Here is a 21,171-nt window from a genome sequence, read left to right as displayed (position 1 = left end):
GCTCTCTCCGTAACAAACCGCTTAACAAACTCCTTCCGCTTTGAATCGTCCGCGGAAGGTGCCCTAGTCTCTTTTACAGGTCACGAGTGCCAGCGCTAAACCCCGGTTTGCTGGCCGGCAACCCTCCATTCGCGGTGGGGTGCCCCGGGTGACGACCAGGCCGGTCCGGAACGGATACGGCAAGCGCGGATCCCTTGGAGGGGTCCTTCTTGAGTGAGGTCCCATGAGCACTGTTACGTTCGATTCCACCGTCCTGCCCGCTTTCGGAGATGACCACGCGGCACACGAAGCCCTCGCAGCGCGACCGCTGGCCGCCGTCACCGGAGCAGAGCTGCAGGCTCCCCTGATCCAAGGGGGACACGTCAGGTACGCAAACCTTGACTACGGCGCGTCGGCCCCGGCCCTGACCATCGTCTCTGCCTACCTGAACGAGATTCTGCCCTATTACGCCAGTGTGCACCGTGGCGCCGGTTACGCGTCCCAAATCAGCACGTCCGTCTATGAAAACTCGCGGAACATCGTGCGGGACTTCGTTGGCGGCCGGCCGGATGATTCAGTCATCTTCACCCGCAACACCACCGATTCGCTGAACCTCCTCGCCGGATGCCTCCCCCGGCTTGACGGCGCACCGGCCGGTGAAGTCCTGTACCTCGACATCGAGCACCACGCCAACCTGCTCCCCTGGCAGGGCGTACCGCACCGCAGCGTCATCGCCTCCCCCACGTTGTCAGCCACCATCGCCAACCTGCGCGATGAGTTGAGCCAGGGCGGAATATCCTTGCTCGCTGTGACCGGCGCTTCCAACGTCACCGGCGAAATCCTGCCGATCGCAGAGCTCGCAGCGTTGGCGCATGAGTTCGACGCGCGGATCGTCGTCGATGCAGCCCAGCTCGCCCCGCACCGGCGCATCAACATTTCCGAGAGCGACGTGGACTACGTCGTCTTCTCGGGGCACAAGCTCTACGCGCCCTTCGGCGCAGGCGTCGTGGTCGGCCGTCCCGATTGGCTCGACGCCGGAACCCCCCACCTTGCCGGCGGCGGCGCCGTTCGTGAAGCGCGCCTGGATTCGGTGAGCTGGGCAACTGGTCCGGCCCGGCACGAGGGCGGTTCCCCCAACGTCCTGGGGGCAGCCACCTTGGCGCGGGCTACCCAGGTGCTGGCCGGCTTGGACCAACAGGACTGGCACAACCATGAGGTTGCCATCCGATCCTTCCTGGTTGAGGGCTTGGAATCCATTGAAGGGGTCACCGTCCACCGGATCTTCAGTGATTCCACCGACACCATCGGCGTCGTCAACTTCTCCGTTGAAGGCTTCGACGCGGGACTGGTGGCGGCTTACCTGGCCGCCGAGCACGGCGTAGGCCTGCGCGATGGCCGTTTCTGCGCCCACCCGCTCCTGAAGCGCCTCGGCTTGCCGTCCGGTTCACTGCGCGCCAGCTTCGGCGTCGGCTCCCGGCTTGAGGACGCGGCCAGGCTGCTGGCCGGCATCCGGCAACTGAAGACCACCGGACTTGGCTGGGATTACGTCGTGGACGAGGGCCGTTGGGTCCCCGCAAACGATCACCGCAGCTACCCGGAGTGGGCGCCCAATACGCCCGGAACCGCCGGGGCCGCTCCCTGCACCGTGGACTAGGAGCCTTCCCGGCCTTGGCGCCACGTTGCTGCGGTAGATTCTTTGGGTATCCCTGACTACTGCCGCTGAAGGAGTCCCCCGCGTGTCCACGCGTTCAAGCAATGAATCCGGAGGATCACTGCCCTCCGGCCTCCCGGTTTCTTCCGGAAGTGCCGGACACGCCGGACGCGCCGGCGGCCCAAAGCTGCAGGCGCACCGACGTCGGGAACTGGGGCAGAGCTTCCAGGACGGCGGCGAACATTATGATCGGGTCCGCCCCGGGTACCCGGTGGATTCCGTCGATTGGCTGCTGCCGCCGAACGCAAGGACCGCGGCCGATATCGGCGCAGGAACAGGCAAGTTCACAACACTGCTGCTCGACCGGGGCCTGCAGGTCAGCGCCGTCGACCCTTCCTCGGGCATGCTGGACCAGCTGCGGAAGAACTGCCCGCAGGCGCACGCCGTTGAAGGTACTGCCGAAGTGACGGGACTGGCGGACTCAGCTTTCGACGTCGTCAGTGTCGCCCAGGCCTGGCACTGGTGCGATCCGCTCAAGGCAAGTACCGAGATTGCCAGGATCCTCCGTCCGCACGGAACGCTCGGCCTCATTTGGAACCAACTGGACACCTCCGTGGCCTGGGTTCATCGCCTTTCACGCATCATGCATGCCGGTGATGTCCATAAGCCGGGGTTCCGGCCAGTGGTGGGCCCGGAGTTCGCGAACCTCGAAAGCCACGTCACCAGCTGGCGGGACGCAGTGTCCCCCGAGGACATCATGGAACTGACCAAGTCCCGCAGCTACTACCTGCGCGCCAATCAGGCCACCCGGGAGAAAGTGATGGGCAACCTGGAGTGGTACCTCTACGAGCACTTGGGCCATGCCCGCGGCTTGCTCCTCGCCTTGCCGTACGTGACGCACACCTGGCGGGCCCGCAAGGCCTGAGCCGGCGGCCACGGTAGGCTTGGAACGTGAAGACCAGCACGCCCTCCTCCTCGATCGAGGACTACGTCAAGGTCATCTACTCCTACACGGAGTGGCAGGACAAGCCGATCACTTCCTCGCAACTTGCCCAGCGGTTGGGGGTTGCCAACTCGTCGGTGTCCGAGATGGTCCGCAAGCTCAAGGACCAGGGCCTGGTGGACCACCAGCCCTACAGCGCCATTCGGTTGACCCCTGAAGGCATGCGGCTGGCACTGTCCATGGTGCGCCGGCACCGGCTGATCGAGACGTACCTCGTTGAAGAACTGGGCTATAGCTGGGACGAAGTCCACGATGAAGCCGAGATGCTGGAGCATGCCGTCTCCGACACCTTCATCGAAAGGATGTCCGCGAAGCTCGGCCATCCCGTGCGGGATCCGCATGGTGACCCGATCCCCGCGTCGGACGGATCGGTGGAGTTGCCGCATGCCTACCGCCTGATCGAACTCGACGAGGGCCATTCCGGCCGTATCACCCGCATCAGCGATGAAAACCCCGATTTGCTGCGCTACTTGGCCGCCGAGGACATTTCCCTGGATGCCCGCGTGGAAGTGGTGGGGCGCAAGCCCTTCGGAGGGGCCTTGGTGGTCCGCGTGGGCAGCGGTTCCGCCCGGCGCGAATTCGACCTTGCCGACGAAGTAACCTCAGCGCTCTGGGTCCAGAGCACCGGCACCCACGAAGGCTGTGTCCTCACGCGCTGACTCAAGCGGGCACCTGGCGGTCAGCCTGGCTGGTGGGCCGTGCCGCCGTCGTCGGCCGCTTTTCCGCCTTCGCTGCCCGAAGCAGCCGCCAGCTGTCCCGCCGCTGGAGGTACTTCGTTCCGGATTCCGACGGCGGAGGCCAGGCCACCCAGGAAGAACAGTCCCGCTGTGACCCAGAGGGCGGCATAGAGGCCCTCCCTGGTAAAAGCGGGGCCGACGATGAGACCTGCGAAGGCAATACAAATGAGGCCGGCTATGCGGGCCACTGCGTTGTTGACGGCAGATCCTATGCCTGCCTCCTCCGTTGGCACCGCACCGAGAATGGCTGCGGTGAGTGGTGCAACCAGGGTGGCAAGGCCCACGCCGAACACCACTTGGCCGGGGAAGACCTGCGTCCAATAATCCAACGGTTCCTGGATGGACAGCGACATGAGGAACCCGGCACCGCACAGCAAGGGGCCCGCCGCCATGAACCACCGGGGCCCGTGCTTACCGGCCAGTCCGCCGAAGTACGAGGCAGCCAGCATAAGGATCACGGTTCCGGGCAGCAGGGCGATCCCCGCCGTCGTGGCACCCATGCCGCCCACCTGCTGAAGGTAAATGCCCAGGACGAAGAATCCCAGGGAAATGGCACCGTAGATGGCCAGGGTGGCCAGGTTGCCCCAGCCGAAATTCCGGATGCCGAACAGCCGCAGCGGCAGCATAGGTTCTGCGGTCCTGTTCTCATGGAGCAGGAAAAGCACCAAGGCAAGGGCGCCCACCACCAACGGCAGCCACACCTGCGGGGCCGACCACCCCAGACGACCCTGCTCAATGAAGGCAAAGACCGGGCCGCCAAGCCCCACCATCGCCAGGGCAGCTCCTGTGTAGTCGATCTTCTTCCTCTTGTCCCTTGCGGCATCGGAACTTCGCAGCCGCACCAGCATCGGCCAGATCACCGCGGCTGGAATGACGTTGATGAAGAAGATGACACGCCAGGACAGCAGGTCAACGGAGACGCCCCCGATCAAAGGCGCAACGATCGCCGCCGCACTCGTCCAACCGGACCATTGGCCGATGGCCTTGGATTGGGCCGGACCGGAGAACGCCGTCACGATCATCGCCAAGGAACTTGGTACCAGGAGCGCGCCGGCAATCCCCTGCAGCGCGCGGGAGATCACCAACATTTCGCCGTTCCATGCCAAGCCGCACAGAACCGAGGTGACTGCGAACCCGGCCAGTCCCCATTCGAGGATCCTCGCCCTGCCAAAATGGTCCGACAACGAACCGGCAACAAGGATGAGGGAACCCAAGGTCAGCAGGTAGGCATCCACCACCCATTGTTGGATCACCAGGCCGCCGCCCAGTTCGCGCCCGATCGCCGGCAGGGCGAGATTAACCACAAAGCCATCCAGGATGGCGATGAAAGATGCCACGATCGCCACCGCCAGGACCCGCCGCTGCAAGGGTGTGCTGGGTGGCAGGGCCGCTTCAGCCGTCATGTGCACAGCCTACGCTTGCCGTATCGTTGAGTGGTGATCAGCAGACGTGATGCCGCTTTGGCCCTTGATATCTCCATGGAAATGGCCCAGCGCCACGGCATCCCGCCACGGCTGTCGGAATCGGACCTTCGTGATCTCCAGGACAACCCGCCGCAATGGTTGGTCCAGTCCCGCGCAAACCGTACCGGCAAACGTCCGGTGTGGGTGCACCTGGACTGCGCGGTCTGCAACTACTCCGAGGCAGTCAGGCCCAAGAAATGGTGGCCGGAGTTCTCATTCGTCTACTGCGGGCATCACCGCAGCAGGGAGCTGCCCGAGTTGTTCGCCGGGGACGTACGAACCGAGTATGAGGGTATCGGCAGCCGCTTCGTGGGCGTCGTGGACGTCCGCGCCGAAGACCAATAACCTCCTTCGGTCGTCCTGGCATCTGACCGGGAAGCCAAGGCTGCCTCAGCCCATTTCCGACGGAACCGCAACCAGCCCCACCAGATTTCCCTCCCGCAGAACCGTCAAGGGGAACGGCTGGCCGATCGCCTCCTCGAAGAGCAGCTTCTGCAGGCTCTCGGCACTGGAAACGGCCCGTCCTTGCGCTTGGAGAACCACATCCCCCGGCTGCAACCCGGACAACTCGGCCGGTGAACCGGCGATCACTTCCACGACGCGCAGCCCTTCCTTCTGGCCCGTGCGCACCACCGCGCTCGCGTCGAGCGGTATGGGTGTGCTCACCAGACCCAGATAGGCCCGGTGGACGCGACCATCCTTGAGAAGGGACGAGATGATCCGCTGGGTTGTCCTATTAATGGGAACCGCCAGGCCAAGTCCCAGCCCGGCAACGGCGGTATTGATGCCCACAATGCGCCCCTTGGTGTCAGCCAGCGCTCCCCCGGAGTTCCCGGGGTTCAGTGCTGCGTCGGTTTGGATCACATCTTCGATCACCCGCCTGTGCTCCCCTGCACGCACCGGAATGGACCTTCCGAGTCCGCTGACAACACCCGCCGTCACGGAGCCGGACAGCCCCAAGGGATTACCGACGGCGATGACCAACTGGCCCACCCGCAGGAATTCCGCGTTCCCCAACACAGCGGGAGGCGGGGTTCTGCCCAGTCCCCTAACCACGGCGAGGTCGGACAACGGATCGGCGCCCACCAGTTCGACGTCGCTTTGCTTGCCGTCAGCGAAGACGGCCCGGCCGGACTCGGTCCCGGCAACGACGTGGGCGTTGGTGAGCAGGTAGCCGTCGACGGTGAAGACCACAGCCGAGCCGCTACCCACCCGAACCCGGCCGTTGCGCCGGGTGCTGACCATCTCGATGGCGGCCACATGCGGCGTCACCGAGCCGGCCACGCGGATGACCGTTTGCGAGTACGCGTCCAGGACGTCGACGTCGTCGGCTTCGGTCCCGTTGCCCGGTCCAGTCCTGTTGTCTTCGAATGCAAACTCCTGACCGGCGTCCATCATGTTGCCTCCTGCCACCCGGCCGATGCCCCTGCGGGCCTATCCACTACAACCGATGCGCCGGGTCCCCTAGTCCTGTCCCGGCTACGCCGTGGGTGAACCTGCCGCGATGTACCGGCCGCGGAGTGGCCCCTGCCCCAGCGCCGGGCTTCCCCAGCACGGCACCGCCGGGCTGCAAGAGGGCAAAAGAAAGCCCCCGGACAAGTGTCCGAGGGCTTTCAGGGGTGGAGATGGGGGGAATTGAACCCCCGTCCGATGTCGTGTTGTCAGGGCTTCTCCGGGCGCAGTTTGCGTCGGATTTTCTCGGCCCCAGCCATCCTGCAAACAGGTGGCTGATCCAGGCCCAGTCATCTAAAAGTCCCGTTTACCCCAATGACGAAGGCAAACAGCAGTGGCTATCTAAATGACGCCAGGAACCGGGGCGATAGCAACCCCGGGCTGACGGACTGTCTTACTGCTTAGGCAGCAAGAGCGAAGTCAGTGCGCTTAGATTCGGCACTTATTGGTTTGCAGACAGCGTTAACGAGATAATTCTGCATCCTCGGCCCGCTTCACCTGTCGCGACTAACATCGTCGAAACCGATCATCCCCGTATTTTGTTACCAAACCGGCGTTTGCTCATCACTCCCGCCGGACTACCAATCATAACGCATGTTCCCCGAAGATCATTCCCGGGAACCCGCGCGGGTTCCGCGACCCGCTACGAGCGTCGGTTACGTTCCCGCAATTCGCGCAACGACTCGCGCTTGTCCTGCTGCTCCCGCAGCGTTTGGCGCTTGTCGTAGTCCTTCTTACCGCGGGCGATCGCGATTTCCACTTTTGCCCGCCCATCCAGGAAGTACAGCTGAAGGGGCACCACCGTGAACCCGGACTCGCGGATTTTGTGCGAAATCTTGTCCAGTTCTTCCCGGTGCAGCAAGAGCTTACGACGCCGGCGCGCGGCGTGGTTGGTCCAGCTCCCCTGGTTGTACTCCGGGATGTGGATGCCCTCCATCCACAACTCATCGTCATAGAAGGTGCAAAAGCCGTCCACCATGGAGGCATGGCCTTCACGGAGGGACTTCACCTCGGTACCCATCAGGGCAATGCCTGCCTCGTAGGTATCGAGGATCAGGTAGTTGTGCCGGGCCTTCCGATTGGTGGCCACTACCTTACGGCCACTTTCTTTGGGCACGGTAGAACTCCTTGCTGGTTGCGGATTCCAACCCAGTGTACGCCAGGGATGAGCCGGCTCTGTGCCGTGGCGGAATCAGTTCGCTCAGGGGAAAAAGACGCTACAGGAGGGTCATGGGATCCACGGCTGCACCGTTCAGCCACGTCTCAAAGTGCGCGTGGCAGCCGGTTGAGTTGCCGGTGCTTCCCGAGTAGGCGATCAGCTGGCCTTGCGAGACCCGCTGCCCGTTTGCCACCACGATGCTGCTGTTGTGGTAGTAAATGGTGGTCAACGAGTTTCCCTGAACAACCCCATGGGAAAGCTTGACGCGCCAACCGCCACCATCAGCGGAATTCCACCCGGAGTTGAACACCTCGCCGGCCGCCGCGGCATAGACCGGCGTGCCACACGATGCACCGAAGTCGATGCCCGTGTGCATGTAGCCTCCCGTGCCGTAGAAGTCGATGGTGCCCGGCGGGGTGGCTCGCCAGCCGAACCCGGAAGTGATGGGCACGTAGTTGGCAAACGGGTGCCGCAGGCCAAAGGCCGACGGCGACCCTACCGGCGGAACGTACACCGGCTCCGGCGGGGCCGGCTTGCCCTGCGCCGCAGCGGCGGCTGCGGCTGCCGCAGCCGCTTCGGCGGCGAGCCGGCGCTGCTCGGCCTCCCACGCCTCGCGCAACTTTCGATCGCGCTCCTCGATTTCGGCTGCCACGGTGTTCTGCTCGGCCTTGACCCGTGCGAGGTCCGCCTCGATGCCGGGCTTGGCTGCTTGGAGCTGGCTGTTGAGCCGGGTGGTGTCCTCAATCAGCTTGTCGACCTCGGCCTTCTTGCTGGCCGCTTCGTCCCGAGCGGCCTTTTCGCGTTCGAGGGCTGCGTCAGCCTTCGCCTTGAGGTCCTGAATCTCAGCTTCCACTGCTGCCAACCGCGCCTGCGAGTTGACGTTGGTGGCGTTTTGCTGGGTCAGCTTGGTCATCGCGGCGTTCTGGCTGCGCATCGCCTGATCGGCAAGGTCCATGGACTCTGTCAGGCTGCCCGATTCGTCCGATCCGAAGAGCAAGGCAATGTTGGTCGGCACCCCGCCTGACTTGTAGGCCTGGGAAGCAATCTGCCCGATCAACTTCTTGGTATCGGTGATCTTCTGCTTGTCGCTCTCAAGCTGCTCGGTGATCTTGGCCTTGTTCTGCTGCGCCAGTTCAACCCTGGCCGCCAATGCCTCGACTTCCTTGACGGCACTGGCCACCCGGCCCTGGGCTTCCAGGAGCGCTTGCTGGGCACCGGGAAGGCGGCCCTGGTAGATCACCAGATCCCCGGCCGCCTTCGCGATCTTTGCGTCGACGAATTCGAGGGATGCCTGGACCCGGGCAGATTCAGCCTCAAGGGCTGCCTGCTGGTCGTCCAGATTGTCTGCTTGCGCGGCCGGAACGCCCGAAAGGAGGCTTGCAGCCAGGCCGGCCGCTACGACGGCACCCAGAATCCTTGCTTGTCCGGACGCGAGGCGCCGGCGAAGAGACGTCCGGTCCATCGTGCTCATGGGGGTTCCTTTGCGTTTGCCGGCGTCGGGGGTTTGTTCTCGATCCACGGCTAAACCTTCAAGTAGCGCCGGAGGGTCAACAACGAGGATATCCCGGCCAGGCCGCCGCCAAGTGCAATGAGCACCGGTGCCAGTACCAGAACCTGCGTCGACGAGATGAACGGTGTATTCAAGAACTGCCTGGAGAGATCACCGTTGAGCCAGAAGTGCGCCATCAGCCACAGCGTGAGGGAGGCCAGGACAGCACCCACGACGGCGGCTATCACCCCTTCCAGGATGAACGGCAGCTGGATGACTGTCTTGGATGCACCTACAAGCCGCATGATGCCCGTTTCACGCCGCCTGCTGAACGCCGAGAGCCTGATGGTGGTGGTGATCAGCAGCACTGCGCAGAAGATCATCACGGCTGCGACGCCGACGGCAACCACCGAGGCACCGTTCATCCAGGAGAAGATCCTCTCCAGGACCTGCCTCTGGTCGCTGACTGTCTCGACGCCCGGCTGGGAGGAGAAGGTCTCGCTGATGATCTGGTACTTTTCCGGGTTCTTCATGTTGATCCGGAACGAAGCCGGCAACTGGTCCTCGGTGACCGAATCCACGATCGGCGAGTTGGAGAACTGGTCTTTGAAGTGTTTGTAGGCCTCGGCCTGCGACTCGAATTGGAAGTCGTTGACGTACTGCTTTACGGCCGGCGATTCGAGCATTGCCCGGATATTGTCCTGCTGCTCTTTCGTGGCGGGTCCGGAGGCACAACCAACGGTGGTGGAGCCATCGTTGCACAGGAAGACAGCAACCTGGACTTTGTCGTACCAGTAGCCCTTCATCTGGTTGATCTGCATTTGGAGCATCCCGGCTGCTCCCACGAACGTCAGCGACACGAAGGTCACCAGCACCACGGAGATCACCATGGACAGGTTCCGGCGCAACCCGCTGCCGATTTCCCCGAGGATAAACAGAAGCCTCACAGCTGGGCCCCCTGGGCGCGGTTGATTTCTTCGTCGCTTGCATCGCGGAGCCTCCGCGACTCCCCCACCACGGGAATCATGGACGTGTAAAGGGCCTTGGCTTCATCGCGGATGATCTTGCCGTTCTGCAGTTCCACCACGCGGCGGCGCATCTCGTTGACGATGTCGTCGTCGTGGGTGGCCATGACCACGGTGGTGCCGTTCTGGTTGATCTTGTCCAGGACGCCCATGATGCCCATGGACGTGATGGGGTCGAGGTTGCCGGTGGGTTCATCGGCCAGCAGGATTCCAGGCCGGTTGACGACCGCCCGGGCAATGGCAACACGCTGTTGCTCACCGCCGGACAGTTCATGCGGCATGCGGCGCTCTTTGCCTTCGAGGCCCACGGTTTTGAGGACTTCCGGGACGGTCTCGCGGATGATGGAGCGGCTCTTGCCGATCACCTGCATGGCGAAAGCCACGTTGGCAAAGACGTTTTTCTGCGGCAGGAGGCGGAAGTCCTGGAAGACCACCCCGATGCCGCGGCGAAGTTTGGGGACGCGCCAGCTTGAAATGTTGGCGACGTTCTGGCCGGCCACGTAGACAGAGCCGGACGTCGCTTTGTCTTCCTTCAGGATCAGCCTCAGGAAAGTGGACTTACCCGAGCCCGAGGCGCCCACGAGGAAGGTGAATTCACCGCGGTTGATCTCAAGGCTGACAGCATCGAGCGCCGGTCGCGCGTTCTGCTCGTAGACCTTGGTGACATTCTCAAATCTGATCATGACCCTCTTGACCCCGCCGGACATGACTTTTTGGCCCAGTCCAACAGCCGGAGCGCGGGCTTTCGAATGGGGGAAGTGAGAGCACCGGCCTCTCGACTATACGCAGGGGCAGGTGGCGATTTGGGCGGTTTGACGGGCGTGTCGCCAAAACCGCACCCAGTGGGGCGCTCCCCGTCACCGACACTTCCCGTTTGCCGCCCTGCTACGGGCGAGGGGTGTCCGGACCTACTCGGCGGCGTTGCGGTTGCCGGTGCGCCAGCGGATGCCTGCATCGATGAAGTCATCGATGTCGCCGTCGAGCACCGCGGAAGTATTTCCTACCTCGTGCTCGGTCCGGAGGTCCTTCACCATCTGGTACGGGTTCAGTACGTACGAGCGCATCTGGTCACCCCAGGATGCTTTGACGTCGCCGGCCAGGGCCTTCTTCTCGGCATCCTGCTGCTCTTTCTTGAGCAACAGCAAACGCGACTGGAGTACCCTCAGCGCGGCAGCACGGTTTTGCAGCTGTGACTTCTCGTTCTGCATGGACACCACAATTCCGGTGGGAATGTGGGTGAGCCTGACGGCCGAGTCGGTAGTGTTGACGGACTGTCCGCCGGGGCCGGAAGAGCGGAAAACATCCACGCGGATCTCATTGTCCGGGATCTCGATCGAGTCGGTCTGCTCAATCAGCGGGATGACTTCCACTGCGGCAAATGACGTTTGCCGCCGGCCTTGGTTGTCAAAGGGGCTGATGCGGACCAGGCGGTGCGTGCCTGCCTCGACGCTCAGGGTGCCGAAAGCATATGGAGCCTTCACTTCGAACGTGGCCGACTTCAGTCCCGCTTCTTCGGCATAGGAGGTGTCCATGACAGTGGTCGGGTAGCCATGGCGCTCTGCCCACCGCAGGTACATGCGCAACAGCATCTCGGCAAAGTCGGCGGCATCCACACCGCCCGCTCCTGCACGGATGGTCACGACGGCTTCACGTTCGTCATACTCGCCGGACAGCAGTGTCACGACCTCGAGTTCCGCGAGCGCCTTGCGGATGGATTCGAGCTCCTTTTCAGCTTCGGCCATCGAGGCCTCGTCGCCCTCGTCCTGGCCCAGTTCCACGAGGACTTCCAGATCGTCAATCCTCGCGGCGAGCTTGCTGAGGCGTTCCACCTCGGACTGGCGATGGGACAGGCGTGACGTCACTACCTGGGCCGACGCGGGATCGTCCCACAGGTCCGGGGCTCCGGCTTGCTCGCTCAACTCCGCGATTTCGGCCTTGAGGCCCTCGACATCGCTGACGTCTTCGATGGAGCTGTAAGTGGCGCGGAGCGCGCGGATTTCTGCGGGAAAGTCAATCTCAGCCATGGTCATTCAAGCCTACGCTATTGGCGGCACACGCCTTGTTCGGTTGCAGAAGGGCCCGGTTCGGGCGTCATTGAGTCAACCGTGACCTCGCGGCTGACGTGGCTTCCACGTAGATGCCTTCAGGAAGCAGGAAGCTGACCACCGGCGGATGGGCTACAGCGGACAGGGTCACCAGCGCAGTTCCTCCAGGACTGCTTCTTGTCCCCGGTTCGATGTGCAGCTTGTCATGGTGGGCATAGGCGTCACTGGCTGCCAAGTACGTCTGGACAGCAGCGGACACCCGTTCATCGCCCAATGACACGGAGGGCGCGGCGCCACCTTCCATGTCTCCGGCCATGAAAGTGTCCGACGCTGCGAGCGCGGCACCGTCGGCCAGGGACAGAAGCTTCTTGTGCTCTATATAGACGGCGGAAACGGCCATGACTACCGAGGCCGTCAACAGCGCCAGGAGGACAAATCCAATGGACAGCACGGCTATCTGCCCCTCCTCTTTGGGATGGGTTTCCTGCCGGCTCATCTGAAGCGGCCGGCCTTCTGTGTTGCAGAGGCATCCAAGTGGGCAGCATCGAGTTTCAAGACATCCCCAAACGGCACCATGGGCAGCTGTACTGACAGGTGGACTGAAACGGACACCGTTGCCCCGGGCGAGGGGCATTGGGGCCTGTCGCACGAGACATCCACGGTTGCTGCCTCTGCCGTGTAGCCATAGTCGCCCAACGCGACGGCCACCGCTTCCTCGGCAGCTGCCAGCGCCTGCCCGGGCTCCGGTTCGGACACAAAGACCTTGGCCGCTTGGTCGGCAGCGGCCACGACTGCGAACATGCCCGCCTGTATCTGGCCGATGGTGACAATGAAGTAGACAACAGGAACCATGAGCATGACAGACAAGAGCAGGAACTCAACCGCCGCACTGCCGGTCTCATCCTCAACCAGCCGCAGCATTCCCCGCCTTGGAACGTGGAGCCGTGATGACCGCATGGCCCGTGACCTGCAATGCGTGGCCAGGACCGATCAGGCCGAAGATCGGCAATGGAGCCTTGACGGTCACCTCGAGTGTGGACCGACCCTCAATGTCGATTTCCCTGGTACTGATATCGGATCCGAACCCGCTGTTGAGGCTCGTGCCGATCAGTTCGTTCGTCCTGGCTACGGCGTCAGCCGGGGTCCGATCCGCCAGTGCGCCGTATCTGGCCCCCGAGGCAGCAGCGTCAATCAGCAGGTTTCGGACATGCAGGACCAGCATCAGTTGGATGACCGACATGAACAGAAGCGTCAGCACTCCCCCCACAAGGACAAAGTCGACGACGGCGGATCCGCGTTCCCGTGCTCCGCTGTCCGTGGGAGGAGACCCGTCCGTCGCCCAAACCATCACTTGCCTACTTTGGCGATGGCCTGGTTGAAGAGGCCCTCAAGTGCCGGAGACGCCAAGGCCAGGAGGCCTGCAACCAGGATCGCTGACATCAATGTGATTGTGGCCTGATTTCACCTTCCGCATCTGCCGCGCCAAGAGACAGGCAGCTCCTGTAGATATCATGAGGCGTGATCTCAGCAGAAACTGTCACCGACGTCGCGAACTCTCCCCAGGTAGTGGCTGCCATCTGGGTGGCAAGTGGCGCACTGTTTGTTGGGCTGGTCAATGTTGGGGTGACGATTTGGCAAGGGCATTTGACTCGCACCGGCACAGCCTCTCGAGAGAACCGTGAACAGTGGTGGGACCGTTTTGTCTGGGCAGCCGAACGTGTGGAAGGGCCGGACGACGATTATCGGGAGCTCGGCGCCACTGTGCTACGTCAGCTCGCTTCCGTAGACTGGGTGGAAGCCAGTGATAAAGACATGATTGACGCGATCTTGGAAGACGTGACTGACGAGATTAGCGATGCGGACGTCGAGGAGGCATCTGATGAGCAAAATAACTAAAGCGCACATCATTGCAGCGCGGGGTCGCAAACAAATCCTGGAGGGGCAGAAGAAGCCCGTGCCAGCCAAGATTGAAAAGCTGGCCGCGCTGAGTTTGGCCAAGTTCCCGTCGACGCAAGACCGGCAATCGGCAATTAGCGCCGTACAGCAGCCAGCACCAGGCGTGGGTTCGACCGGCCGGACAAACGCTGCCTATCGTGGCCGAACGACTGTTCGCAATGCCAAGGCCGGAGAATTCATCAATAAGGCCTTGACGCGCAATTCTGGGAACCGAAAGTCTGTTGGAACCAGCATGAAGCCCAAGGGTTAAGTTCCCGGACCTACATCACCATCGAGGGACAACGGTAACGTGCGCTCGCGGGCGCCCCGGCTTGACGACGACGCGGTGAATGAGTCGTGACACCAGATCGCGCTTCGTGTCCATCGGCAGGATGGTCCAGTTTTCCAGCAGCTCTGGCACGAGCGAAGACGGCGGCCGGGTGGCGACAACTTGGGCGTCCCGCATGGAGGTTTCGATGTCGCCGCGTTGGGCTTCGATTTCGTCTCGCAGTCGGCGGTAGGTGTCATCGGGGATTGTCCCGTCGAGCATTTTGTTGGTGAGTTGGTCCAGTCGAGTTCCGAGCTTCACGAGCTGAGTTTTGAGGTGCGCGACTTTGTCGGTTGCTTTGGCGGCTTGCTGCTGGGCTTGGACTGCGTGCTCGGCTTCGGAGTCAATGTCGGCGGCCACGGATTCCAGCCAGGCAAGGAAGTCCTTCTCAACGGTGCTGGTCATGACGTAGCCGCCGTCGTGCTTGCGTTTGCTGCTGACGGCGGCGCATTTGTACTTGGGAGCACGGCCAGCTCCGAAGAGGCCAGCGTGCATTGCCGCACCGCATTCGCAGCGGATCATTCCGGAGAACAGGTAGGTGGACCGTTCGCTGCGCCTGTAAACCCTGCGGGCGCTTCTACGGGCTTGGTACTCGGTCCATTCGTCCTCCGTGATGATCGGCTCGTGGATGCCGGGAACCCGTTCTCCGTGGTGGGTGATGTACCCGGCCCCGAATCCTTGGTCGAGGATTCGTCGGACGGTCCGGTCTGACCAGAGCCCGTCTGAGGAGACGCCGTAGCCGGTGACTGGGCGGGTCGGGCCGTCGTTGAGCCACTTGACTAAGGCGTAGACCGACTGCCCGGCAATGTAGCGCCTGTAAAGTTCCGCGAGGACGGGGCCCGTTACTGGGTCGGGGGTGAATCCCGTTTCCTTGGTGTATTGATATCCGAAACGGGGCTTTCCATTCGCAGGGACACCGGTCTTCACCCGGCGGGCGTGCGCTTCCTTCCACTGCTCCCCCATCCGCTCCGACTCGAAGGCCGCCAGCTCAGCCAGCATGCCCCGGGCGAACCGTCCCGAGGACGTGGAGGTGTCCATAGGTTCCGTCGCTGACTCAAGGCGCCCCCCGATACCCTCAACACGGTCAACAGCGATAGCCCAGTCCAGACGGTTCCTGGACACACGACTGACCTTCCACACCACCAGGACGTCAGCGGTTCCGGCTTCGATAATGCCGATGGCTCGCTCGACCTGCCGGCGCTTCCAGAAGCGCCCGGTCATGTCCAGATCCGAGATGGTTTCCACGATCTCGTACCCGCTGCGCTCGCAGTGCTGTTCGATGGCTGCGAGTTGCAGTTCTGGGCTGATCATTCCGTCGCGTTCTTTGGACACGCGAATGTAGGCGACAGCCCGTTGGGGCGAGTCAGGTACTGCCTTGAGATTGGCCCTCGGCATGGCATTCTTCCTGTTCTTGGGTGTGCGTGCGTGGGGTGTTTAGAGCTGTTGTAGCTCAATGGCGAGGAGCGTTGCCCATTCCTTCGATGTCAGGTGGTCGAAACGGTCCTGCAGGACTTCCTCTGTGACCCAGAGTTCATCGGCAAGTTCCGGGAACGATCTAGCCCAACGTAGGCCCTTGACCAGCTGGTCGATGGTGACGAGCCTCCGGGCGGCTTCTGCCCGGACTTCAGCTTCTACCGCGACAGGCTGACACCCGGTGTGTTTCCGTTCGACATGGATGAGTTCATGTGTGAGCGCGCAGCGGCGCTCGACCTGATCCAGGCCTTTATTGAGCCAAATCCTATCTACGCCGTTGGTACGTCCAGGAGCGCCGTCGGGCATGACGACCCAGGACAGACGGACGTGGGTTAGGGCGCGAAGGATCCCCCATGGATGAAACACAATTCGCGACAGTACAGGCTGGCTATGACATCAAGCGGCCCAGACGTCCAGCCTCACTCTTTGGATCTTCAAGCGCTGCTCAGGTTGGGCCTCGATTCCCTTTACCAGGTACAGGTGAGGCTCGGGTCTCAACTCTTCAATAACGAACTGCAGGCCGGCGACGATCGTGGCGGATTCGAGCGCAAATCCCCTGATGCCGGCGTGCTTTCCCATCCTGTGGCAGATCCACTGAAGTCCGTTATCGAAGATCGCCCGACGCTCATCCTCAATTCGATGCTGATTGCGGTCCTTCGTAATAATCGCTTCATATCCACGACGCCGGATCTCAGTGAATAGCTCGACATCCTTAACCTTGGTCAGATCTTCGTCCTGGGCGGTACCGAATTCGTGGTTGAGGTAAACGGCGGCAAGAGGCTTGGCGACCAAAGGGCTGAGGTTCTCATCCAGAAAGAATTTCACGCGGCCAAGCCTCGCTTCATAGAGCGAACCTCAGCATCGAAAGACAAGGCGTCGGCTGCGCCGGCCACGGAAACGCTCGGGTAATACAGCGGAACTTCCTCAACAGTGATGGTGTCGTTATCGACCAGGGAGGCGATTGTGTCATAGGTGACGCGAGTACCGTCCACAGTGGGCCACCCGCCGACGCGGCCGGGTAGAACTTCCAGATGGGCACGGGGGCGCAAGAAATTCACGACCTCACGACCACTGCGATTCACGAACGAATCAAATACCTCTTCAAAGGTGAACAGGCTGATTTGCCCAGGAGCCTTGACCAGATCAACTACGCGTCCCTCCTCATCAGCTACGCCAATGCTCTTGCCGTCAGTGCCGAATCGATACTGCGAGGGATGCTCGGTGAAAGCGAGCGGATCAAGATTCGCATAAGCCTTTCGGATCTTCTGCAGAGATATCTGACTCCGAAGGAAAGCGACGGTGCGAATGGCAACAAGATCCCGAAACGAATAGACGGCAGGATTCGTGTCCTGAATTTCAGGTACAACAAGGCCCCGCTGACGCCAACGAGTCAACTGCGAGACAGACGTCCCTGTGAGAACCGCTGTCAAGTCAATGGGAAATGCCATAATCGTTCACCTCCTTCATGCAGGGCAACCTTGTTAGGCGCAATGATATGGCACGAGCTCCGGTCAGCCTCTGCGCAAAGCCCACTCATTCAGCATCGTCACGATCTTGCGACTCTTCCCCACGCTCAGACCATTCGCGCTCGCGATCCTCGTGACTGGTCGGGCCGGTATACGCTGCCAACTCTTGCCAGTTGTCTGGCAGCGGGATGTTGCCGTCCGAGGGATCGCCCGATACGTCCGGGATCATCTTCTGTCCAGCGCGAGCGTTACGGCGCTCGCTGGCTTTGCTGAAGTCGATGGGTCCGTTGCGTCCGTGAAGCAGTTCATTCCTTACCGCCCTTTCATTGGGCTCAGGGGACTCCCGAAGGCCACCTAAAACAACGAGGAGCATTTGCTTTTCGCGTTCACCCAGGGTCGGGTCACGGCGTATTGCTTCCTCCGTTGTCAGGTCTGCGCTGTTGTAGGTGACAATGCCCATGCTGGCTAGCGCCGCTTGGGCCACCATTGCCTTGCTAACACCCAACCCATCCGCGAGAGCGGAGACGGTTTCGATGTTGAGCGTTACAACCGGGTTGTTCCTGATCCTTGAGATGTTCGATTTGCTCAGCTTGTGCCCCTTGCTGGCTGCACGGGCGACTACGTCAGGATCTGACCAGCCATTGGCGGACCGGACGTCATCGATGAGTGCTGCTAGTGCGTGGCGTTGCTTCACAACATTGAATCTTTCTGCGAACGGATAGGAATGTCGAACGAGTGGACACTAGGGATGGATGCCCTGTGGACACTAGAAATTTCCGAACTTTCCCCAACTCTGCCATAGGAACAGGGCTTTTTGGGCTTGCGGAGTGGACACTGCAATGTTTACGATGGACACACAGACTGGACACAAGGACAGGAAGGCAGTACAGTGACTATCACGTCGATCGCCCGACCGGCGACAAAACTAGGAGATATCTGGATGATCCTCAAAGATCCCAAGAAGCTTGCGAAGCTCATGGTGATCCAGGAAGTCGGCCAGAGGGAGCTGGCGCGAGCCGCCGGATGGAAGGCTCACTCTTATTTAGGGCGCCTGCTCGCGGGGACGGCATCCCATGTCGATCCCGAACCAGCGGCCCGAATCGCGTCATATCTGGGCGTAGGCGTGGACGATCTTTTCTTGGTCAGGGTGGACAGTTCAAGTGTCCAAAGTGGACAGACGGAAAAGATTCACAGTCGAAGTCACAGTGTTCGCAACCAAAGGAGGATGCACGCATGAGCGGTTACCGCACCGTCCATCGTGTTCAGTCCGTGGTCGAGCACCCCACGGATCTCTACCCGAGCGGCGTCTCTGTTCAGCAGCATCGGGTCGAGGTGATCGCTTGGAATGCGGAGGCGCCGTCCTTGGTGTCGATCAGCTCGGGCTACGACAAAGAGGTCACTATGTTCCAGGTCGAGGATCTGGACTTGTTCATCGAGTTGCTGCAGCAGACGAAGGCGCTGCTTGAAGCAGCACCCAAAGGCCCCGGTGCGGCAGCATCTTCCCCCGCTGCTGTCGCGCCGGTCACCAAGGAAAGAGAGGAAGCATCATGAAGTGGTTCCTCGCCGGAGCCGCTCTGCTCGCGGGCGTTGGCATCTGGCGACTTGGCCTTTGGGTGAGTGACGCGGCAACTACCGATTTTGTAGGGCCTTGGTCTCTGACTGTCGGGATTGCTGCGGGAACAGCCGCCGTAACCGTCTGGCTAATTTCTGATGAGGCCGGTTTGTGATGCGGAACCGGCCATGCCTCACCCAGTCACCGAGGGCGAGAGCAAGCTCCTCACTGATTGGCTCCCTACCAGCAAAACGGGTCTTTTCACGGAGCATCTCTGCGCCTGACGTTCGGCCTTTTTTGGTGAGCATCAGTATGCGAGCTACGCCGCTGGAGAGCCCGGTCATGTGGAAGGTGTACGAACCAGGAGGGCGTTCCTTTGAAACCTCCTCTAGGAAGCTTCCAGCTTCCCTGATGAGTTCGAGGCTCGCTTCCATCCGCTCGGCCCTCTCGGCCGAAAGGCGTTCGATCCGCTTGGTTATAAGGACCGTGAGCCAAGGAATAACGATTGCGACCACCACCCCGAAGGCAAAAGTGATTGTGCCCGAGGAAAGTGCGTCACCGAGATTGAACGGCGCGGTTTCCGCGTATACGAGCAAAGGCGCTACCAGAGGATTCCCCATTTTTCCCTATCCCTCAGTTTCCCCCGCGACACCCGCAGGGGGCAGTAAAAAGGCGGTCCAGTTTCATTCCGCCAAGAACCAACTGGACCGCCCGTAAGTAACCCAAGAGCCAGGCACCTGATCTGAACAAGGCCTGGCTCTCGAATCAGAAATGAGTCTACCAATGATGATCAGAAGACTTCGGCAGCTCCCACCGGAAGCCCGCCCCCATATTGCCGCCGCTGGCAGGGTCCTCGCGCAGGCCACGGCAAGGATGAACACCATGAGCCCTCGGGAGATAGCCGAGGCTGCCTACACGCCCGGGGGCCCGTCGAGGGAGCAGCTGGAGAAGCTCGCAGAGGCCCGACTTATGGGTCAGTCCATCCGGCACACTCCACCTGCAGAGGTGGCTTGATGATGGACCGCAATGAAGCAACGGACCTATTGCCTCGCCATGCGTATTTCCACGCCGTGGACAGGCAAGGTGAGACCGACGCCATTGTGGAGAAAATGATCCCGTTCGAGCAGAGCCGCCGGCACAAGCTGCTGCTCTCCGCCGTCCAGGACGCGGAGAACCTGATCACCGCTCTCAAGACCACACGCCAGTTCGACCGCCACGGCAACATTGAACTGGTGCTTCCCCAGATATCGGATGCCCTCGCGGACGCGGTGATGAAGACGAGGAACTTCATCGCGGACGTTGAAACCTGCGCTGACCGCTATCGCAAGACCGTGACTGACTCTTCCGAGGCTGCCGGGGGGCAGCCCGTTGAACCGGCGGCTGCCGTCGAATCCCCCGACGTGCCGGCGGCAGCTGCCCCATCCCCGATGACCGTTCGTGTGCTGCTGGATCCGCGCGTCGCGAAGGGGCTGGATGAGTCGGCGGAGTCCATTCCGAAGCCCGGCCCGCATCTGTCATCGGGGACGGTCTTTGATCCGGCTCGTCCATGGCGGAACCAGCTGGCGAGCCTTGATCGTGCTGCCGCCGGCAGGGCCCAGCAGCTGAGGGGTGGCGGAAGATGACGAAGACGAGGAAGAAGTCGTTCGCGGTGGTGCATCCCATCGGTCATCGCCCGTTCCAGGACACGTGCGAGTTGTACTACCGCAGCAGTGCGGAGTTCAAGCAGCAGATGACTGCTTACGCACGTCGTAAGTGGCCTTTGCCGCAGGTCATTGAGATCGATATGTCCACGAACACGATTGTCGTGAACGGAGTCGATCGGGGGAAGTTCTCGGAGCATGAGTACCGGGAGTCCGCACAGCGGGCCATTCAGACAGGGATTGACCTGTGATGCGCCCGTCGGCGCGGGTCGGCCAGAATCGCCGCCGCGCTTTCTTGTACGGGCCTCTGGTCATCCTCGGTGCCACCTTGGTCTTGATGATGACGGGCACCGCGAACGGCGTTTACCTCGCTGGTCTGTTGATTCTCTTGGCGGGCGCGGGTGGCTTCGTTCTTGAGTCAGGGCCGCAGCCCAGGCGCAGAAGATGATGACCGGCGATTGGGGGCGCCGATGACAGATAGACCACCCGGCGCCCGCCCCGGCGCCGGCCCTTTACCCCAGACAGCGGACGCTGTCCCGGTCCTTGCTCAGAAGGACCAGGAGAACGTCCACCGCCAGAGGCAGGTACCAGCCACAGAACAAGAGTGGCTTGGCAACCCAGTAGTCCGTGATGACGCTGCGTTGCGCCTTCTCCGCATCGAACGAACCACCACCCGCGCCCTTTCTGCGCTGCAGGATGGCGAACTCGATGCTGCCATCAGCCGGCTGCAGGCCGCGCTGACCCTTGCCCTGGCGGAGCAAGCAATTACGACAC

28 protein-coding genes, 1 other RNA gene and 1 riboswitch are annotated in these 21,171 nt (G+C 61.9%); of the genes, 11 read left to right on the top strand and 18 right to left on the bottom strand.

Annotated elements, in window-relative coordinates:
* Positions 1-78: 78 nt before the first annotated feature.
* Positions 79-192: riboswitch (SAM riboswitch) on the top strand.
* A 31-nt stretch (positions 193-223) separates the two neighbouring features.
* The 3 genes from HMI59_RS07855 (at position 224) to HMI59_RS07845 (ending at position 3,292) form a co-directional block, all read left to right on the top strand.
* Positions 224-1,633 (top strand): aminotransferase class V-fold PLP-dependent enzyme, encoded by a 1,410-nt coding sequence (locus HMI59_RS07855; RefSeq protein ID WP_021471043.1) that lies wholly within the window; start codon positions 224-226, stop codon positions 1,631-1,633.
* A 118-nt stretch (positions 1,634-1,751) separates the two neighbouring features.
* Complete coding sequence (locus HMI59_RS07850; protein WP_052474083.1) at positions 1,752-2,555, top strand: class I SAM-dependent methyltransferase; 804 nt, start codon at positions 1,752-1,754, stop codon at positions 2,553-2,555.
* Positions 2,556-2,581: 26 nt separating this feature from the next.
* Positions 2,582-3,292, top strand: a complete 711-nt coding sequence (locus HMI59_RS07845; RefSeq protein ID WP_021471045.1) for a metal-dependent transcriptional regulator — start codon at positions 2,582-2,584, stop codon at positions 3,290-3,292.
* 20 nt (positions 3,293-3,312) lie between these two features.
* Here HMI59_RS07845 and HMI59_RS07840 read toward each other — a convergent pair whose 3' ends face one another.
* A complete protein-coding gene (locus tag HMI59_RS07840; RefSeq protein WP_193593305.1) occupies positions 3,313-4,779 on the bottom strand; it encodes an MFS transporter in 1,467 nt (488 codons plus the stop codon).
* A gap of 69 nt (positions 4,780-4,848) precedes the next feature.
* Here HMI59_RS07840 and HMI59_RS07835 point away from each other — a divergent pair, with 69 nt between their 5' ends.
* Positions 4,849-5,178 (top strand): hypothetical protein, encoded by a 330-nt coding sequence (locus tag HMI59_RS07835; RefSeq protein WP_052474081.1) that lies wholly within the window; start codon positions 4,849-4,851, stop codon positions 5,176-5,178.
* Between the two features lie 45 nt (positions 5,179-5,223).
* On the opposite strand, the gene HMI59_RS07830 is transcribed toward HMI59_RS07835, so the two are convergent.
* The 10 genes from HMI59_RS07830 to HMI59_RS07785 form a co-directional block, all read right to left on the bottom strand.
* Complete coding sequence (locus HMI59_RS07830; protein ID WP_193593703.1) at positions 5,224-6,228, bottom strand: S1C family serine protease; 1,005 nt, start codon at positions 6,226-6,228, stop codon at positions 5,224-5,226.
* A gap of 222 nt (positions 6,229-6,450) precedes the next feature.
* Positions 6,451-6,819, bottom strand: a transfer-messenger RNA (tmRNA) gene (ssrA, locus tag HMI59_RS07825).
* Positions 6,820-6,928: 109 nt separating this feature from the next.
* On the bottom strand, positions 6,929-7,402 hold the full coding sequence (gene smpB, locus HMI59_RS07820; RefSeq protein ID WP_193593304.1) for an SsrA-binding protein SmpB: 474 nt from the start codon (positions 7,400-7,402) through the stop codon (positions 6,929-6,931).
* 100 nt (positions 7,403-7,502) lie between these two features.
* Entirely contained in the window at positions 7,503-8,915 is a 1,413-nt protein-coding gene (locus HMI59_RS07815) for a M23 family metallopeptidase (RefSeq protein WP_043426089.1), read from the bottom strand.
* Between the two features lie 50 nt (positions 8,916-8,965).
* Positions 8,966-9,880: a permease-like cell division protein FtsX gene (gene ftsX / locus HMI59_RS07810; protein WP_021471905.1), complete on the bottom strand. Its 915-nt coding sequence runs from the start codon at positions 9,878-9,880 to the stop codon at positions 8,966-8,968.
* Entirely contained in the window at positions 9,877-10,641 is a 765-nt protein-coding gene (gene ftsE, locus HMI59_RS07805) for a cell division ATP-binding protein FtsE (RefSeq protein WP_031216372.1), read from the bottom strand. The genes ftsX and ftsE overlap by 4 nt, the downstream gene beginning before the upstream one ends.
* A 225-nt stretch (positions 10,642-10,866) precedes the next feature.
* A complete protein-coding gene (gene prfB, locus HMI59_RS07800; RefSeq protein ID WP_031216370.1) occupies positions 10,867-11,982 on the bottom strand; it encodes a peptide chain release factor 2 in 1,116 nt (371 codons plus the stop codon).
* Between the two features lie 67 nt (positions 11,983-12,049).
* Positions 12,050-12,499, bottom strand: a complete 450-nt coding sequence (locus HMI59_RS07795; protein WP_021471902.1) for a pilus assembly protein TadG-related protein — start codon at positions 12,497-12,499, stop codon at positions 12,050-12,052.
* Positions 12,496-12,924 (bottom strand): hypothetical protein, encoded by a 429-nt coding sequence (locus tag HMI59_RS07790; RefSeq protein WP_021471901.1) that lies wholly within the window; start codon positions 12,922-12,924, stop codon positions 12,496-12,498. The genes HMI59_RS07795 and HMI59_RS07790 overlap by 4 nt, the downstream gene beginning before the upstream one ends.
* On the bottom strand, positions 12,908-13,351 hold the full coding sequence (locus HMI59_RS07785; RefSeq protein WP_021471900.1) for a TadE/TadG family type IV pilus assembly protein: 444 nt from the start codon (positions 13,349-13,351) through the stop codon (positions 12,908-12,910). Before HMI59_RS07785 ends, HMI59_RS07790 begins: the two co-directional genes overlap by 17 nt.
* A gap of 170 nt (positions 13,352-13,521) precedes the next feature.
* Between HMI59_RS07785 and HMI59_RS07780 the strand changes: the two genes are divergently transcribed.
* Both HMI59_RS07780 and HMI59_RS07775 read left to right on the top strand, forming a co-directional pair.
* Complete coding sequence (locus HMI59_RS07780; RefSeq protein WP_193593303.1) at positions 13,522-13,899, top strand: hypothetical protein; 378 nt, start codon at positions 13,522-13,524, stop codon at positions 13,897-13,899.
* A complete protein-coding gene (locus HMI59_RS07775) occupies positions 13,883-14,209 on the top strand; it encodes a hypothetical protein (RefSeq protein ID WP_193593302.1) in 327 nt (108 codons plus the stop codon). The genes HMI59_RS07780 and HMI59_RS07775 overlap by 17 nt, the downstream gene beginning before the upstream one ends.
* Before the next feature lie 15 nt (positions 14,210-14,224).
* On the opposite strand, the gene HMI59_RS07770 is transcribed toward HMI59_RS07775, so the two are convergent.
* The 5 genes from HMI59_RS07770 to HMI59_RS07750 form a co-directional block, all read right to left on the bottom strand.
* Positions 14,225-15,661, bottom strand: coding sequence for a recombinase family protein (locus HMI59_RS07770; protein WP_193593301.1), 1,437 nt, complete (start codon positions 15,659-15,661; stop codon positions 14,225-14,227).
* 39 nt (positions 15,662-15,700) lie between these two features.
* Complete coding sequence (locus HMI59_RS07765) at positions 15,701-16,105, bottom strand: ImmA/IrrE family metallo-endopeptidase (RefSeq protein ID WP_193593300.1); 405 nt, start codon at positions 16,103-16,105, stop codon at positions 15,701-15,703.
* Positions 16,106-16,135: 30 nt separating this feature from the next.
* On the bottom strand, positions 16,136-16,564 hold the full coding sequence (locus HMI59_RS07760; RefSeq protein ID WP_193593299.1) for a hypothetical protein: 429 nt from the start codon (positions 16,562-16,564) through the stop codon (positions 16,136-16,138).
* Positions 16,561-17,187: a DUF433 domain-containing protein gene (locus HMI59_RS07755; protein ID WP_193593298.1), complete on the bottom strand. Its 627-nt coding sequence runs from the start codon at positions 17,185-17,187 to the stop codon at positions 16,561-16,563. Before HMI59_RS07755 ends, HMI59_RS07760 begins: the two co-directional genes overlap by 4 nt.
* 85 nt (positions 17,188-17,272) lie before the next feature.
* Positions 17,273-17,899, bottom strand: coding sequence for a hypothetical protein (locus HMI59_RS07750; protein ID WP_193593297.1), 627 nt, complete (start codon positions 17,897-17,899; stop codon positions 17,273-17,275).
* 195 nt (positions 17,900-18,094) lie between these two features.
* On the opposite strand from HMI59_RS07750, the gene HMI59_RS07745 reads away from it, so the two are divergent.
* Both HMI59_RS07745 and HMI59_RS07740 read left to right on the top strand, forming a co-directional pair.
* Positions 18,095-18,442: a helix-turn-helix transcriptional regulator gene (locus HMI59_RS07745; protein WP_227471571.1), complete on the top strand. Its 348-nt coding sequence runs from the start codon at positions 18,095-18,097 to the stop codon at positions 18,440-18,442.
* Positions 18,439-18,756, top strand: a complete 318-nt coding sequence (locus HMI59_RS07740; protein ID WP_193593296.1) for a hypothetical protein — start codon at positions 18,439-18,441, stop codon at positions 18,754-18,756. Before HMI59_RS07745 ends, HMI59_RS07740 begins: the two co-directional genes overlap by 4 nt.
* 78 nt (positions 18,757-18,834) lie before the next feature.
* On the opposite strand, the gene HMI59_RS07735 is transcribed toward HMI59_RS07740, so the two are convergent.
* Complete coding sequence (locus HMI59_RS07735; RefSeq protein WP_193593295.1) at positions 18,835-19,377, bottom strand: hypothetical protein; 543 nt, start codon at positions 19,375-19,377, stop codon at positions 18,835-18,837.
* Positions 19,378-19,540: 163 nt separating this feature from the next.
* Between HMI59_RS07735 and HMI59_RS07730 the strand changes: the two genes are divergently transcribed.
* The 3 genes from HMI59_RS07730 to HMI59_RS07720 are packed head-to-tail and all read left to right on the top strand — an operon-like array spanning position 19,541 to position 20,648.
* Positions 19,541-19,771: a hypothetical protein gene (locus HMI59_RS07730; RefSeq protein WP_193593294.1), complete on the top strand. Its 231-nt coding sequence runs from the start codon at positions 19,541-19,543 to the stop codon at positions 19,769-19,771.
* A complete protein-coding gene (locus tag HMI59_RS07725) occupies positions 19,771-20,379 on the top strand; it encodes a hypothetical protein (protein WP_193593293.1) in 609 nt (202 codons plus the stop codon). The genes HMI59_RS07730 and HMI59_RS07725 overlap by 1 nt, the downstream gene beginning before the upstream one ends.
* Positions 20,376-20,648 (top strand): hypothetical protein, encoded by a 273-nt coding sequence (locus tag HMI59_RS07720; protein ID WP_193593292.1) that lies wholly within the window; start codon positions 20,376-20,378, stop codon positions 20,646-20,648. Before HMI59_RS07725 ends, HMI59_RS07720 begins: the two co-directional genes overlap by 4 nt.
* Before the next feature lie 261 nt (positions 20,649-20,909).
* Here HMI59_RS07720 and HMI59_RS07715 read toward each other — a convergent pair whose 3' ends face one another.
* A complete protein-coding gene (locus tag HMI59_RS07715) occupies positions 20,910-21,158 on the bottom strand; it encodes a hypothetical protein (RefSeq protein ID WP_193593291.1) in 249 nt (82 codons plus the stop codon).
* Between the last annotated feature and the right edge of the window lie 13 nt (positions 21,159-21,171).

Source organism: Paenarthrobacter sp. YJN-5 (assembly GCF_015040095.1).
Lineage (GTDB): Bacteria > Actinomycetota > Actinomycetes > Actinomycetales > Micrococcaceae > Arthrobacter > Arthrobacter ureafaciens.
The sequence above is the reverse complement of the archived record's forward strand: the minus strand, read 5'-3'. Positions and strand labels throughout refer to the sequence as shown.

Excerpts from the sequence above, each read along its gene's own strand:
- ftsE (WP_031216372.1), bottom strand. The coding sequence starts at position 10,641 with ATGATCAGATTTGAGAATGTCACCAAGGTCTACGAGCAGAACGCGCGA.
- HMI59_RS07785 (WP_021471900.1), bottom strand. The coding sequence starts at position 13,351 with ATGGTTTGGGCGACGGACGGGTCTCCTCCCACGGACAGCGGAGCACGG.
- HMI59_RS07740 (WP_193593296.1), top strand. The coding sequence starts at position 18,439 with ATGAGCGGTTACCGCACCGTCCATCGTGTTCAGTCCGTGGTCGAGCAC.
- HMI59_RS07815 (WP_043426089.1), bottom strand. The coding sequence starts at position 8,915 with ATGAGCACGATGGACCGGACGTCTCTTCGCCGGCGCCTCGCGTCCGGA.
- HMI59_RS07770 (WP_193593301.1), bottom strand. The coding sequence starts at position 15,661 with ATGCCGAGGGCCAATCTCAAGGCAGTACCTGACTCGCCCCAACGGGCT.
- HMI59_RS07735 (WP_193593295.1), bottom strand. The coding sequence starts at position 19,377 with ATGGGGAATCCTCTGGTAGCGCCTTTGCTCGTATACGCGGAAACCGCG.
- HMI59_RS07725 (WP_193593293.1), top strand. The coding sequence starts at position 19,771 with ATGATGGACCGCAATGAAGCAACGGACCTATTGCCTCGCCATGCGTAT.
- prfB (WP_031216370.1), bottom strand. The coding sequence starts at position 11,982 with ATGGCTGAGATTGACTTTCCCGCAGAAATCCGCGCGCTCCGCGCCACT.
- HMI59_RS07755 (WP_193593298.1), bottom strand. The coding sequence starts at position 17,187 with ATGGCATTTCCCATTGACTTGACAGCGGTTCTCACAGGGACGTCTGTC.
- HMI59_RS07790 (WP_021471901.1), bottom strand. The coding sequence starts at position 12,924 with ATGCTGCGGCTGGTTGAGGATGAGACCGGCAGTGCGGCGGTTGAGTTC.
- HMI59_RS07855 (WP_021471043.1), top strand. The coding sequence starts at position 224 with ATGAGCACTGTTACGTTCGATTCCACCGTCCTGCCCGCTTTCGGAGAT.
- HMI59_RS07775 (WP_193593302.1), top strand. The coding sequence starts at position 13,883 with ATGAGCAAAATAACTAAAGCGCACATCATTGCAGCGCGGGGTCGCAAA.
- HMI59_RS07730 (WP_193593294.1), top strand. The coding sequence starts at position 19,541 with ATGATGATCAGAAGACTTCGGCAGCTCCCACCGGAAGCCCGCCCCCAT.
- HMI59_RS07830 (WP_193593703.1), bottom strand. The coding sequence starts at position 6,228 with ATGGACGCCGGTCAGGAGTTTGCATTCGAAGACAACAGGACTGGACCG.
- HMI59_RS07795 (WP_021471902.1), bottom strand. The coding sequence starts at position 12,499 with ATGAGCCGGCAGGAAACCCATCCCAAAGAGGAGGGGCAGATAGCCGTG.
- HMI59_RS07720 (WP_193593292.1), top strand. The coding sequence starts at position 20,376 with ATGACGAAGACGAGGAAGAAGTCGTTCGCGGTGGTGCATCCCATCGGT.
- HMI59_RS07835 (WP_052474081.1), top strand. The coding sequence starts at position 4,849 with ATGGAAATGGCCCAGCGCCACGGCATCCCGCCACGGCTGTCGGAATCG.